The following is a 13,154-nucleotide window of genomic DNA, read 5'->3' on the forward strand; positions in this document are numbered from 1 at the left end:
TCAAAAAGTGACATTTTCACAGACGAGTTAAGGTGACATTTTCACAGACGATTGACACATGTTTTTTAAATGATTTTGCAGCAATTTTGCCAGGATGCGGCGGAACGGCTGAGGCTGCCTAACCCCTATCCCCGAGCCAAGAAAAAATCAGTCCCGAAGGACTGCATGCGTTCGTGGTATGGTGGACCTTAGCGGGTTCGAACCGCTGACCTCTTCGCTGCCAGCGAAGCGCTCTCCCAGCTGAGCTAAAGGCCCGGATTTCCTGATGATCCCGCACATTCGATCAAGTGCGGCAACAGAAAATAATATAGCATGAAGGCGGCCGGGCTGTCAACTGTTTGGCTTGTCTTCTATGGCATGCTTCGAGAGCAGATTCGTCAATTCCTTCATGAACATGTTGATGTCCTTGAACTGCCGGTAAACGGACGCGAACCGGACGTACGCCACTTCGTCGACCGGATAGAGCTGTTCCATGACCAGCTCGCCGATTTCGCGGCTTTCGACTTCGGCCTTCGCCGTCGCGCGGATTTCCTTCTCGACTTCGGACACGATCACTTCGAGCCGCTCGACCGATACGGGCCGCTTCTCGCACGCCTTGAGCAGCCCGCGCAGCATCTTGTCGCGGCTGAACTCTTCGCGCCTGCCGTCCTTCTTGATGACGATCAGCGGCGTCTCCTCGATCATCTCGAACGTCGTAAAGCGGCGCAAGCACCGCTCGCATTCGCGTCGGCGGCGGATCGACTTGTTCTCGTTGGCCGGCCGGGAATCAAGCACCTTCGTGCCGGAATGTTCGCAATACGGGCATTTCATCGGTTTTCGAAACCTCCATGTCGTGACCGGATGCATGCAAAGAAAATTGGGAACAACTCACCAACGCCGCATCGTCATGATGTTCTGCATATCGCGCATAATACAGGTACCACACGCGAGGGAGGTGAAACGACGATGCCGGGCAGCAACCGCAACAGCAACCAATTGGTCGTACCGCAGGCAAATGCCGCACTGGACCAAATGAAGTATGAAGTTGCCCAAGAACTGGGCATTGCCCTCCCGCAAGACGGGTACTACGGCAACCTGACGACTCGTGATGCCGGCTCCATCGGTGGTTACATCACCCGGAAGCTGGTACAGATTGCCGAGCAATCGCTGGCAGGGCAATTCAAATAATCCGCGGTATCAGAGGCTTTATCGTCAAGCTTGGGTGCTTGCCGCCGGACGGGCGGCGGCACCCGAGCTCATATTGCATGCAAAAAGTCACCTGTGTGCGTCACAAATCCGGATAGATCGACTTGTATTTATTATAGTAATAAATGACACGTTGTACATACCGCCGCGTCTCGCCGAACGGAATGTCGTCGCTCGAAGCGATCGTACCGTTCCAGACGCCTTCCTTCAGCCAGGCGCTCACATTGCCGGGCCCCGCATTGTACGCCGCGACCGCGGCCGCCATGTTGCCGTCGAACTGCCGGAGCAGCGATGCCAGGTACCAGGTGCCCAGCTCGATGCCGACATCCGCGCGGTGCTTGATCTTGTCCAGCGTCACGCCTTCATAGCGCGCCTGCTCCACGATCCAGGCGGCCGTATCCGGCATGATCTGCATAATGCCGAGCGCGCCTTTGCTCGATACCTTTCCCGTCTTGTAGTTCGATTCAATGCGGATAATCGCCGCGACCAGGTGCGGCTCCACACCGTGACTCAGCGCGCTTGCCCTTATATCATCCCGATACGCGATCGGATACATGCGCTGTTTCACCCAGCCGCTCTGTTCGGCGTACAGGACCGCCAGCAACAGCAGCAGCGCCGCAAGCAGCCATCCGCGTCTCTTCCGCCGCCGCCTCATGGCTTCCGCATGTCTGACAACCGGCGCCAGAGCGCTTCCACCTGCCGCTTGGTTGATTCCAGGCTGCCGCTGTTGTCAATGACCCAGTCGGCCAGTTCCTTCTTCCGTTCGATATCCATCTGCGCGTCGATCCGTTCGCGGGCCTGCGCTTCATCCAGCTCCGGATTGCGCGCAAGCAGCCGCTTGATCTGCATTTCGCGCGGCACATAGACGACCAGCACGCCGTCGTACAGCCCTTCCTGACCGGTCTCGTACAGGAGCGGAATGTCCGCCACGACCATCCGGCCGGGTTCGTCCGCCTTGGCTTGCCGGATAAGCGTCCACATCCGCTCGCGGATGGCCGGATGGAGAATCGCTTCCAGCCGCCGCCGCTTGTCCGGATCGGCGAATACGATCTCGCCCAGCTTCCGCCGGTCAAGCGTGCCGTCATCCCGGATGACGGCTTGTCCGAAGACGGCGGCCACTTCGGCCAGGGCCGGTTCGCCCGGCATGACGACTTCGCGGGCGATCCGGTCGGCGTCGACGACGAAGGCGCCGCGCTCCGAGAGCATGGCGGCGACCGTGCTCTTGCCGCACGCGATGCCGCCTGTAAGTCCGATGATCAATGCCGTCACCTCGTCAAATTTCCATCAATCGGGCGATGCCCGTGGCGATCAGAATAAGGCCGGGCAGGACGGACACGGCCTTCGCGCCGGCGAACCGGACCGCGAACCGCCGGCCGAATCGAAGTCCCGCCAGAAGAAACCCGCCGCTGGCCGCGGCGATGAACAGCGCGGACGGAAGCGCGGGAAAACCGACCATCGCCGCGCCGAATCCCGCACCGAGCGCGTCGAGCGACAGCGCGAAGCCGAGCAGCACCGCTTCCGACGCGGAGATCGTCCCCGACCGGTCCATGTCGGCCGTCTGCGGCGCGCGCAATACGCAGATGACCAGTCCGAGCCGCCGCAGCTCGATGCGGGCGATTGAGCGAACCGAAGACGTATCCGGACCGCCCGCCTCGGCCGCGTCCGAATTTGCGGCAACCGCATCCGACGTCTTCCCGCCGCAATCCTCCCCGGCATCCGTCCCCCGGACGGCTTCTCCGCCGCCCGCGCTGCGCCGAAGCTGCGCGAGCGCCCACAATCCGACGGCGATCAGCAGCACGGCGCCCGCCGTTTGCGCGACCGTTTCCGGAAGCCATGCGGTCAGCCAGCCGCCGGCCGCCATCGCCATCCAGACAACGCAGCCGGAGCAGGTCGCGATAATGAGGACGGACAAAGCCGGAATCCGGATGCCGCGGATACCGTATGACGCGCCGACACCGAAGCCGTCAAGACTGACCGCCAGCGCCAGCAGCGCCAGCGACGCGCCCGTAGCGAACATGAATGCCCCTCCCTGCGCGGGCGGTTACCGAAGGCCGCCCAAGATGGTACTGCCATCATATGCAGGGAGCATGCCGGGGTGCATGCGGCGGGCAGGGCGCCTGACGTGATACCGCTTAGGAGTGCGAAGTCACATCCGCCGCCGCTGCGGCCGCGTCCCCGGCCATCCGCCGCGGAATGGCGGCGGGCGCCTTGCCGGCCGGTCTGCGGCCCCGGGCTTTCCGGTACGGCTGGCAGACCGGGCAGACATGGGTTCCGCGGCCGCCGAGGACCGTCTTCACAATCGGCGTGCCGCATGTCCGGCACGGCTCGTCTTCCCGGCCGTAAACATACAGGCGGAACTGGAACATCCCCATCTCGCCCTGGCCGTTCACATAAGACCGGACGGAAGAACCGCCCGCGTCCACCGCCTCCCGCAGCGTCTCGCGGATCGAAGCGTGCAGCCGCGTCCATTCGGCGGCGCGCAGCGACGACGCCGGCCGCTCCGGATGGATGCCGGCCTTGTGCAGCGACTCGTCGACATAGATGTTGCCCAGTCCCGTGACATACGCCTGATTCAGCAGCAGCGGCTTGATCGGCGCCTTGCGGCCGCCGAGCAGCTTGCGCAGCGCTTCCACGGTAAAGGCATCGTCAAGCGGCTCCATCCCCAGCTTGCTCAGCGGCGGCTGCTCGAATTCCTCGCCCGGCCGAAACAGATGCATCGTGCCGAACTGGCGCACATCCTTGTACCGGAGATCCATGCCGTCCGTCAGATGAAACAGCACATGGGTATGCTTCTCGATCGGCTCGTCCGCCGGACAGACGCTGTACCGCCCTTCCATGCGCAGATGCGAGACCAGCACCAGGCCGTCCAGCACGAACCGCAGAAACTTGCCGCGCCGTCCGATGCTCCGGATCGTTCGGCCCTCGAGCGCCGCGGCGAACGCCTCCGGCTCTTCCGGCCGCTGAATGATGCGGGGCAGCCGCACCGTAACGGCGCGGATCGTCTTGCCGGCGACCAGCGCGTTCAGCGTGCGCGCCACGGTCTCGACTTCAGGCAGTTCCGGCATTCGACCTCCCCCTCTCCAACCCGGTTGGCCGGTTTATTTCGCTTCATACCAGTTTTTGCCATAACTGACTTCCGCCTTGAGCGGCACGTCCAGTTCGATCGCGTTCTCCATCACGGACGGCACGAGCACTTTCATCGTCTCCAGCTCGTCTTCCGGCACTTCGAACACGAGCTCGTCGTGCACCTGCAGCAGCATCCGGCTGCGCAGCCCGCGATCCCGCAGTTCCGCGTCCATCTTCACCATCGCCAGCTTGATGATGTCAGCCGCCGTGCCCTGGATCGGCGTGTTCATCGCCGTCCGTTCCGCGAAGGACCGGAGATTGTAGTTCGACGCGTTGATCTCCGGCAAGTACCGCCGGCGCTCAAGCAGCGTCGTCACATAGCCGGCCTGCCGAGCCTTCGCGACGATGTCGTCCATATATTGGCGCACGCCCCTGAATACCGCAAAATATTGCTCGATGAACGCCGCCGCTTCCTTCCGCGCAATCTTCAGGTTCGTCGCCAACCCGAAATCGCTGATGCCGTAAACGATGCCGAAGTTAACGGCCTTCGCCTGCCGGCGCATGTTCGCGTCGACCTGATCCGCCTGCACGCCGAACACGTCCATCGCCGTCTTCGTATGGATGTCCATGCCGGAGAGGAACGCTTCTTTCAACCGCTCGTCGCCGGAGATATGGGCGAGGACGCGCAGCTCGATCTGCGAGTAGTCGGCGGCCAGGATGTACCAGCCCGGCTCGGACGGGACGAACGCCTTGCGGATGCGCCGGCCTTCCTCGATCCGGATCGGAATGTTCTGCAGGTTCGGGAACTGGCTGGACAGCCTGCCGGTTGCGGCGATCGTCTGCCGGTAATAGGTGTGGACCTTGCCCGTCTCCTTGCGGATTTCCTTCAGCAGGCCTTCAATGTATGTCGACTGCAGCTTCGAGATTTGCCGGTAATGGAGGATGAGGCCGACGATTTCGTGGTACGGCTCCAGCGATTCGAGCACTTCGGCGTCCGTCGAATAGCCGGTCTTCGTCTTCTTCTTGACGGGCAGACCGAGCTTCTCGAACAGAATCTCGCCGAGCTGCTTCGGCGAATTCAGATTGAACTTCGTGCCGGCAAGCCGATAGATCGCCGCGATCGTATCGGCGATCTGGCGTTCGAGTTCGCGTCCGTTCTCCTCCAGCGCTTCCGCGTCGACCGCGATGCCCTGCCGCTCCATCTTGCACAGCACGCGGGACAGCGGCTGCTCCAGCTCGTAATACAGCCGGTGCATGCCGAGCCGCTCCAGCTCCTGCTGCTGCAGCGGCGCGATGCGCCGGATCGCGTCCGCCTTGCTCGCCAGATGGCCGGCCAGCGTCTCCTCGTCCGGCACCGCGAACTTCGCGCCCTTGCCGTACACGGCGTCATCCGGCTTCACCGGCGGCTGGTTGTACTTGGCCGCGAGGCTGCTCAAGGCGTCGTTGCCGCCGGTCGGGTCGAGCAGATAGGCGGCCAGCAGCACGTCGAACCCGAATCCGTTCAGCTCCATGCCCTCCCAGCCGAGGACGAGCGCGGCCTTGTGGAGGTCGTAGCCGGTCTTCGGCCGCTCCGGGTCGGCCAGCCAGTCCCGCACGGCCGCCGCGCCTTCGGACTTGAGCACATCGCCCGTCAGGACGTGCACGGTGTCGCCGATCACGATCGCAACCCCGATCAGCGAAGCCTGATGCGGATTCTCGCCGGCGGATTCGATCAGCACCGCTTCGGCTTCCGCCAGCTTGTCCGCCGCAAGCTCGGCGGCCGTCTCCGGCGTCTGCCGCACGATGCGCAGTTCCGCCGCTTCCGGCCCTGCTCCGCCTGCCGCATCCGCTCCGGCTCCGCTTCCGGCTTCGGCATGATCCAGCCCGAGCCGCTCGATCAGCGAGCGGAATCCGAGCTTGCGCAGCGCAGCGGCCAGCGTCGGCCTGTCGTAGCCGTTGTACGCGATTTCCGCCTCGCCGCGGTCAAGCGGCACCTCGCGGTAGATCGTCGCGAGCCGCTTGCTCATCAGCGCGTCTTCCCGGTGCTGCTCGACCTTCTCACGCATTTTGCCCTTGAGCGCGGCGGCGTTCGCGAGCACATTTTCGACCGAACCGTACTCGTGCAGCAGCTTCAGCGCCGTCTTCTCGCCGACGCCGGGAATGCCGGGAATGTTGTCCGAAGCGTCGCCCATCAGCCCCTTCAGATCGATGATCTGCAGCGGCTTGAGGCCGTATTTCTCCCGAATCGCCTCGGGCGTGAACCGTTCCACTTCGCTGATGCCCTTGCGGGTGATGGCCACCGTCACGCGGTCGGAGACGAGCTGCAGCATGTCCTTGTCGCCGGTGACGATCAGCGTCTCTTTGCCGGCTTCTTCCGCCATCCGCGACAGCGTGCCGATAATATCGTCGGCTTCGTAATTTTCCAGTTCGTAATGCGCGACGCCGAGCGCGTCCAGCAGCTCCTTGATGAGCGGGAACTGCTCGCTGAGCTCCGGCGGCGTCTTCTCGCGGCCGCCCTTGTAGTCCTCGTAACCTTCGTGGCGGAATGTCACTTTGCCCGCGTCGAACGCGACCAGCATGTGCGTCGGCTTCTCTTCTTCGATCAGCTTGAGCAGCATCGTCGCAAACCCGTACACGGCGTTCGTATGCATGCCGGCCGCATTCGTCAGCGTCGGCATGGCGAAAAACGCGCGGAACGCGATGCTGCTGCCGTCGATCAGGATCCATTTGTCCATGGGCGGCACCTCTCTTTTACCGTCTATCGACTACTATAACACATTCGCGCGGGATGGCGCCCGCGAAATGCAAAATCGCCGCTCTCCCGGTCGGAAAGCGGCGCAAGCGGTTATTCGATCTTAGGTTTTACGGCCATGATCCTGAGTCTCTTGTAGTCGATGTGCCAGGCTCCGTCCCTGAACAATGCGGGGCGCGTTTCGGACTCGATCCGTCTGATTGCGTCCTCTTTTTCCCGGTCCGTCAGCCCTTCGAAAAAGAAATCCGCAAACCCCGCCAACCACACCCTCAGCCCGTTCTCGCCGTCCTTCATGCGGGTGGGGCGGTCGAAATGGGCGGCATATACCACCCGGAAACCTTGCCGCTCCAGCAGCGTGCTGTACTCGGCGATGCTCGGGAAATACCAGGGATTCAGCGGCGAGACATCCCTCCCGTACTCCCGCCCGAGCACCCGGATGATCGCCCGGACCACGGTCCCGACATTGTCTTTGCCGCCGAACTCGGCGACAAATCTTCCGCCCGGCTTGAGCGCATCCCATACGCACCGGATGACCCGCCCGGGTCTCGTCATCCAATGCAGGGCGGCGTTCGAGAACACCGCGTCCACTTGAGGCTCCAGGGAAAAATGTTCGGCGTCACCGACACGGAAGTCGATCCCGGGGTACTTCCTCCTCGCGGCGTCAATCATTTCGGCGGAGAGGTCCAGGCCGATGACGGCGGCTCCGCTTTGCGAAATCTCGTGCGCGAGATCACCCGTGCCGCAGCCGAGGTCCAGAATGGTCTCCCCGATTTTCGGCGCCAGCAGCTCGACCACGCCTCTGCCCAGTTCGGACACGAAGTCCAGTTTGTTGTCGTAGATATCGGTTTGCCAATGCTGCGCGGACATGGCCCATCCCCTCCGAAAATTGGTGAGTCCATTATCACACGGAAACCGGACGCTCATCCAATAGTTCGTTCCTATATCGTTTATTTGCCGCGCGTATAACCTTGTTGCGTATTTTCGTTATCCCACGATTGGCGCAGAAGAGGGTGCGGGGCTGGCGGAGGCCGTCCGGCGATGTGCATTAACGGCGTTGTGTGCCGTTAACGGCGGTCTCGCGGGCGTCTGCGGAGCGGGTAACGGCATTTCTTGCCGTTACAGGCGGATTGGAATGCTCAGACTCGTCCGAAAGCGAGCGCTAACGGAACCACGTACCGTTAAAGGCTCTTCCGAGTGCGGCATCGTACCGGCTGACGGAACGTCATTCCGTTACAGGCGGGTCCGCAGCCGTCCAATCCCCCGAAATCGTTTAATAGCGGAACCACGTTCCGCTAATATCGCTCCCGCGATGCCCGTTAACGGAACGTCGTTCCGTTACAGACCAGAGCAGCGAAGCTTACGGCAAACCAAGAAGGCACAGGTTCGTCAGAAATGATCTCATGCGGCACCCCGATCCCGTCCTGAAAGCTTACGCTGAATGCTTACGGAACTCAGAGGCGTTATTTGCCCGGGAATCCGCATGATGGTTGTCGCAACGGAACCAAGAAGCGTTATTCGGTTCCAAACGGGTCGAATACTTTCTGCGGCGGCCCAATAAGCTCGCTCAGTCTGTTGAAGTTTCGAGAGCGGGCGTTATGGCTACAGGTTCAAATCCGGCCGCTTGTTCGTCACCAGATAGACAACCGATTCGCCGATGTTCGTCGCATGGTCGGCGATCCGCTCGAGGTAGCGGCCGACGAAGCTGAGCAGCATCGCCTGCGACGAGTCTCGCGCGCTGGCCGGCCGCAGGGCGAACAATTCCTGCAGTACGCTGCTGTAGATGGCGTCGACCGCATCGTCGTCGCGGGCCATTTTGTACGCGAGGTCGACATTCTCCTGCAGGAACGACCGGATCGATTCCCGGGTCATCGTCTGCACGAGCTCCGCCATCTTCGGCAGATCGACCAGCGGCTTGATCAGTTCCCGGCCTTCCAGACGCAGCACAGCCTTGGCGATGTCGACCGCGAGATCCCCCATCCGCTCCAGATCGTTCGAAATGCGGAAGGCGACGAGAATGCGCCGCAGATCCTTGGCGACCGGCTGCTGCGTCGCGATCAGCCGCGTGCCGAGCTCGACGATCCGCTCCTCCAGCCGGTTGAGTTCGGGATCTTCCGCCACCACCTTCCGGGCGCCGTCTCCGTCGATCGCCTGCAGCGCCCGCATCGACGCTTCGATCGCCTTCTCCACGCGCCCGCCCATCTCGACCAGCAATTGCTTCAGCTCGTTCAACCCTTCATCGAACTCTACACGCCTGATCACTTTGTCCTCCGGCTCCTCTCCGCATGCCGGTCCGTCAGCCGAACCGGCCGCTGATATAGTCTTCCGTCCGGCTGTCGGACGGACCCGCGAATAACTGCTCCGTATCCGCGCTTTCGACGACTTCGCCGTTCAGGAAGAAGACGGTCTGATTCGAGACGCGCGCCGCCTGGTGCATGTTGTGCGTCACCATCACGATCGTATAGCGGTCCTTGAGCTGCTGCACCAGTTCCTCGATCTTCAGCGTCGAGATCGGGTCCAGCGCGGACGTGGCTTCGTCCATGAGCAGAATGTCCGGCTCGACCGCGAGCGCCCGGGCGATGCAGAGCCGCTGCTGCTGGCCGCCCGAGAGGCTGAGCGCGGACCGCTTCAGATGATCCTTCACTTCGTCCCAGAGCGCGGCGGCTTTCAGGCTCGACTCGACGATCTCGTCCAGGCGGCTTTTCTTCCGGATGCCGTGAAGCCGCGGGCCGTAGGCGACGTTGTCGTAGATCGATTTCGGGAACGGGTTCGGCTGCTGGAACACCATGCCGACCTTCTTGCGCAGCGTCTCGACATCGACTTCCGGCGAATAGATATCCGTCCCGGCGATCGCGATCCGCCCTTCGATCCGCGTGCCCGGAATGAGGTCGTTCATCCGGTTGAGCGAGCGGAGCAGGGTCGACTTGCCGCAGCCGGACGGACCGATGAAGGCGGTGACCGCCCGCTCCGGGATGTCAAGCGATACGTTCTTCAGCGCGTGGAAATCGCCGTAGTACAGATTGAGCCGGTCGATCTCGATCAGCGTCCGCGCCGTCCGGGCCGGCGTAGCGGCGGATGCGGGCATTGGCATGGAAATGGACATGGGCTTTCCTCCGGATCGTCAGGATATCTTCGAGAACTTGTTCCGCAGCAGAATCGCCGCGAAGTTCATGAGCAGCAGCATGGCGAGCAGCACGATGATGCCGGCGGCGGCCAGTTCGTGGAACTCGGGCTGCGGCCTCGACAGCCAGTTGTAGATCTGGATCGGCATGACGGTGAACTGATCCAGCATGTGCTTCGGCAGAAACGCGACGTAGGTGAGCGCGCCAATCATGATGAGCGGCGCGGTCTCGCCGATCGCGCGCGACATCGCGAGGATGACGCCCGTCAGAATGCCGGGCAGCGCCGACGGCAGCACCGCCCGCGACACCGTCTGCCACCGGTTCGCGCCGAGGGCGTAGGAGGCGTCGCGGCGCGACTTCGGCACGGCGCGGAGCGCTTCTTGCGCGGAGACGATGATGATCGGCAGCACAAGAATCGTCATCGTGAGCGCGCCGGCGAGCAGGCTCCGCTGCAGCATGAGCAAGCGGACGAACAGGGTCAGGCCGAGAATGCCGTAGACGATCGACGGGACGCCCGCCAGCGTGCTGATGTTGAGCTGGATCAGCCGGGTGAACCGGTTCTTTCCCGCGTATTCCTCCAGCCAGATGGCGGCGCCGACGCCGAGGACGAAACTGATCGGCAGCATGATGCAAAGCATGTACATCGAACCGACGATGGCGGACTTCATGCCGGCGCGTTCGGCGCGGCGGGACGGAAAGTTCTCGAACAGCCCGGGCTGCAGCCTGCTGATCCCGTCGATGATGATGTCGATCAGGAGCGCGCACAGGGCGATGACGCCGACGGACGTCGCCGCGGCGAACAGCAGATGGAGGCAAAAATCGATTTTCCGGCGGCGGGCGATCTGATGGCGGTTTCCGCCTTGCAGCAGGTTCATGATCAATACTCCTCCCGGAATTTCCTGGCGACATATTGCGCAATACTATTCAGCAGGAACGTGATAATGAACAGCGCCATCCCGACAGCGAAAATGCTGCCGTATTCAATCGACCCGCGCTGTGTGTCGCCCAGGCTGACCTGCACGATATAAGCCGTCATCGTCTGGATGCTTTCGAGCGGATTGAAAGTCAGATTCGGCGTCGCGCCCGCCGCCACCGTCACGATCATCGTCTCGCCGACCGCCCGGGAGAACGCGAGCACGAACGAGGCGACGATGCCCGACAACGCGGCGGGCAGCACGATCTTCAGCGCCGACTCGAACTTCGTGGCGCCGAGCGCGTATGCGCCGTCGCGCAGGCTCTTCGGCACGGCGTTCATCGCGTCCTCGCTGAGCGACGTCACCATCGGGATGATCATGATCCCGACGACGATGCCGGCGCTCAAGGCGTTGAAAATCCCGGTCTCCGGAAAAATCGCCCGCACGATCGGCGTCATGAAGCTGAGGGCGAAATAACCGTAGACGATCGTCGGAACGCCCGCGAGCACTTCCAGAATCGGCTTGATGATGTTCCGCACCCTGCGCGGCGCATATTCGCTGAGATATACCGCGCTGGCAAGCCCGATCGGCATCGCGACGACGCAGGCGATGATCGTAATGAGCAGCGTGCCGGCGAGCAGCGGCAAAATGCCGAACGCCCGCGGCTCGAACAGCGGCGACCACCGCGTGCCGGTCAGAAATTCAACAATCGGGACTTCGCGGAAAAACAGCACCGTCTCCGACACCAGCGTATAGACGATGCCGACGGTCGTGATGATCGAAACCGAAGCGCACAGCATAAGCAGCACGGGCATCAGCCGGTTCATGACGGATTTGCGTTCGTTCTTGAATGAATAGGCGCCGGCGGCGCGGACGGTCTCCGGCGTCTGCTTCAGCGGTTCGACGGCCCCGCCGGTCTGCAGCCACTCGCCGTTCATGCGGCGACCCCTCCCTGTCTTAACGATTCGTTAACAATTGCGCCGAGAAAAATGTGATGCCGTGAAGCGACATCACATGATTCTCCCGGTATTCGGCGAGCAGACGCATCCGTCAGACTTTGATCTTGGCCGCTTCTTCCGCGTATTTCTCGTCCGGCAGCGGGACATAGCCGACTTCCTTCGCCATGCCGCCGATGTTCTCGATGTAGAAGCGGACGAAATCTTTCACTTCCGGACGTTCTTCCAGCGCCTTGTTGCTGACGTAGATGTACAGCGGGCGGGACAGCGGCGAGTAGGAGCCGTCCTTGATCGTGTCGAGCGTCGGCTCGATCGGACCGTTGCCGCCGTCGATCGGCACGACTTTCAGTTTGTCGGTGTTCTCTTCATAGTAGGCGAAGCCGAAGTAGCCGATGCCGCCTTTGTTGCCGGCGACGCCTTGCACCAGCGTGTTGTCGTCTTCGCTGAAGCTGATCTGGCCGTCGCTCCGGATGCCCGCTTTTTCCAGGATGACTTCGTTGAAGTAGTCGTAGGTGCCGGAATCGGCGCCCGGCGAGAACATTTTGATTTCCTCCGCCGGCCAGCCTTCGCGGACGTCCGCCCAGGTCTTCACCGTGCTGCCTTGGGCGAAGATTTTGTTCAGTTCTTCCACCGTCAGATAGTCGACCCAATCGTTGTCCTTGCTGACGACGACCGACAGACCGTCATACGCCACGCTCAGTTCCGTGTACGCGATGCCGGCTTCGCTGCACGCTTGCGCTTCCGAGTCCTTGATCGGCCGGGATGCGTCGGCAATCGGGATTTCGCCGGCGCAGAACCGCTCGAAGCCGCCGCCCGTTCCGGATACGCCGACCGTCACGCGGACATCCGGCTGCTCCGCTGCGTATTCTTCTGCCGCGGCTTCCGTCAACGGATAGACCGTGCTGGAACCGTCAATTTCGATCGAACCGGACAATTTCTGCGCCGCGGATTCCGCCCCGCCGTTGTTTTGTCCGCCGTTCGATTCATTCGCCGGCGCATTGGTCGACTGGTTCGCATTGTTTGAACCCCCGGCCCCGCTCGTCGTACCCCCGTTGCTCTCATTGCTCTCGCCGCTTCCGCTTCCGCATGCCGCCGCGAATACCATCACGGCCGCGATGAGCAGCGGCAGGAAGCCCTTGCGCATCTTCGACATTCTCGGACCACTCCTTGTACATTGTCTGTA

13 protein-coding genes and 1 tRNA gene are annotated in these 13,154 nt (G+C 62.3%); 1 reads left to right on the plus strand and 13 read right to left on the minus strand.

Annotated elements, in window-relative coordinates:
- Nucleotides 1-179 precede the first annotated feature (179 nt).
- Together KJQ12_RS07390 and nrdR are read right to left on the minus strand one after the other, a co-directional pair.
- Nucleotides 180-255: transfer RNA gene (locus KJQ12_RS07390), tRNA-Ala, on the minus strand.
- A 75-nt stretch (nt 256-330) separates the two neighbouring features.
- The gene (nrdR, locus tag KJQ12_RS07395) at nt 331-810 is read right to left on the minus strand and encodes a transcriptional regulator NrdR (RefSeq protein ID WP_213484100.1); all 480 of its coding nucleotides are present in this window, start codon (nt 808-810) and stop codon (nt 331-333) included.
- Nucleotides 811-945: 135 nt separating this feature from the next.
- Between nrdR and KJQ12_RS07400 the strand changes: the two genes are divergently transcribed.
- A complete protein-coding gene (locus KJQ12_RS07400; RefSeq protein ID WP_015254256.1) occupies nt 946-1,167 on the plus strand; it encodes an alpha/beta-type small acid-soluble spore protein in 222 nt (73 codons plus the stop codon).
- Nucleotides 1,168-1,267: 100 nt separating this feature from the next.
- Here the strand turns inward: KJQ12_RS07400 and KJQ12_RS07405 are convergent, their stop codons facing one another.
- The 11 genes from KJQ12_RS07405 to KJQ12_RS07455 form a co-directional block, all read right to left on the minus strand.
- Complete coding sequence (locus KJQ12_RS07405; RefSeq protein ID WP_213484101.1) at nt 1,268-1,840, minus strand: lytic transglycosylase domain-containing protein; 573 nt, start codon at nt 1,838-1,840, stop codon at nt 1,268-1,270.
- Nucleotides 1,837-2,445, minus strand: coding sequence for a dephospho-CoA kinase (coaE, locus tag KJQ12_RS07410; protein ID WP_213484139.1), 609 nt, complete (start codon nt 2,443-2,445; stop codon nt 1,837-1,839). Before coaE ends, KJQ12_RS07405 begins: the two co-directional genes overlap by 4 nt.
- A 13-nt stretch (nt 2,446-2,458) precedes the next feature.
- Nucleotides 2,459-3,202, minus strand: coding sequence for an MntP/YtaF family protein (locus KJQ12_RS07415; protein WP_213484102.1), 744 nt, complete (start codon nt 3,200-3,202; stop codon nt 2,459-2,461).
- Nucleotides 3,203-3,317: 115 nt separating this feature from the next.
- Nucleotides 3,318-4,250 carry a DNA-formamidopyrimidine glycosylase gene (mutM, locus tag KJQ12_RS07420; protein ID WP_213484103.1) on the minus strand — a complete coding sequence of 311 codons (933 nt, stop codon included), beginning with the start codon at nt 4,248-4,250 and terminating at the stop codon, nt 3,318-3,320.
- Nucleotides 4,251-4,283: 33 nt separating this feature from the next.
- Complete coding sequence (gene polA / locus KJQ12_RS07425) at nt 4,284-6,965, minus strand: DNA polymerase I (RefSeq protein ID WP_213484104.1); 2,682 nt, start codon at nt 6,963-6,965, stop codon at nt 4,284-4,286.
- 110 nt (nt 6,966-7,075) lie between these two features.
- Nucleotides 7,076-7,849, minus strand: coding sequence for a class I SAM-dependent methyltransferase (locus KJQ12_RS07430; RefSeq protein ID WP_213484105.1), 774 nt, complete (start codon nt 7,847-7,849; stop codon nt 7,076-7,078).
- A gap of 732 nt (nt 7,850-8,581) precedes the next feature.
- A complete protein-coding gene (gene phoU, locus KJQ12_RS07435) occupies nt 8,582-9,241 on the minus strand; it encodes a phosphate signaling complex protein PhoU (RefSeq protein ID WP_213484106.1) in 660 nt (219 codons plus the stop codon).
- A 34-nt stretch (nt 9,242-9,275) separates the two neighbouring features.
- Nucleotides 9,276-10,064 carry a phosphate ABC transporter ATP-binding protein PstB gene (gene pstB, locus KJQ12_RS07440; protein ID WP_052835844.1) on the minus strand — a complete coding sequence of 263 codons (789 nt, stop codon included), beginning with the start codon at nt 10,062-10,064 and terminating at the stop codon, nt 9,276-9,278.
- Nucleotides 10,065-10,100: 36 nt separating this feature from the next.
- Nucleotides 10,101-10,976 carry a phosphate ABC transporter permease PstA gene (gene pstA / locus KJQ12_RS07445; protein WP_015254248.1) on the minus strand — a complete coding sequence of 292 codons (876 nt, stop codon included), beginning with the start codon at nt 10,974-10,976 and terminating at the stop codon, nt 10,101-10,103.
- Nucleotides 10,977-10,978: 2 nt separating this feature from the next.
- The gene (gene pstC, locus KJQ12_RS07450; protein ID WP_041854244.1) at nt 10,979-11,842 is read right to left on the minus strand and encodes a phosphate ABC transporter permease subunit PstC; all 864 of its coding nucleotides are present in this window, start codon (nt 11,840-11,842) and stop codon (nt 10,979-10,981) included.
- 223 nt (nt 11,843-12,065) lie between these two features.
- On the minus strand, nt 12,066-13,124 hold the full coding sequence (locus KJQ12_RS07455) for a PstS family phosphate ABC transporter substrate-binding protein (protein ID WP_015254246.1): 1,059 nt from the start codon (nt 13,122-13,124) through the stop codon (nt 12,066-12,068).
- Nucleotides 13,125-13,154: the final 30 nt, after the last annotated feature.

The organism is Thermobacillus xylanilyticus (assembly GCF_907165215.1).
Lineage (GTDB): Bacteria > Bacillota > Bacilli > Paenibacillales > Paenibacillaceae > Thermobacillus > Thermobacillus xylanilyticus.

Bases quoted from the DNA above. Each gene is read 5' to 3' on its own strand.
- pstA (WP_015254248.1), bottom strand. From the start codon at position 10,976: ATGAACCTGCTGCAAGGCGGAAACCGCCATCAGATCGCCCGCCGCCGG.
- KJQ12_RS07405 (WP_213484101.1), bottom strand. From the start codon at position 1,840: ATGAGGCGGCGGCGGAAGAGACGCGGATGGCTGCTTGCGGCGCTGCTG.
- KJQ12_RS07455 (WP_015254246.1), bottom strand. From the start codon at position 13,124: ATGTCGAAGATGCGCAAGGGCTTCCTGCCGCTGCTCATCGCGGCCGTG.
- pstC (WP_041854244.1), bottom strand. From the start codon at position 11,842: ATGAACCGGCTGATGCCCGTGCTGCTTATGCTGTGCGCTTCGGTTTCG.
- pstB (WP_052835844.1), bottom strand. From the start codon at position 10,064: ATGCCCGCATCCGCCGCTACGCCGGCCCGGACGGCGCGGACGCTGATC.
- nrdR (WP_213484100.1), bottom strand. From the start codon at position 810: ATGAAATGCCCGTATTGCGAACATTCCGGCACGAAGGTGCTTGATTCC.
- mutM (WP_213484103.1), bottom strand. From the start codon at position 4,250: ATGCCGGAACTGCCTGAAGTCGAGACCGTGGCGCGCACGCTGAACGCG.
- KJQ12_RS07400 (WP_015254256.1), top strand. From the start codon at position 946: ATGCCGGGCAGCAACCGCAACAGCAACCAATTGGTCGTACCGCAGGCA.
- KJQ12_RS07430 (WP_213484105.1), bottom strand. From the start codon at position 7,849: ATGTCCGCGCAGCATTGGCAAACCGATATCTACGACAACAAACTGGAC.
- polA (WP_213484104.1), bottom strand. From the start codon at position 6,965: ATGGACAAATGGATCCTGATCGACGGCAGCAGCATCGCGTTCCGCGCG.
- KJQ12_RS07415 (WP_213484102.1), bottom strand. From the start codon at position 3,202: ATGTTCGCTACGGGCGCGTCGCTGGCGCTGCTGGCGCTGGCGGTCAGT.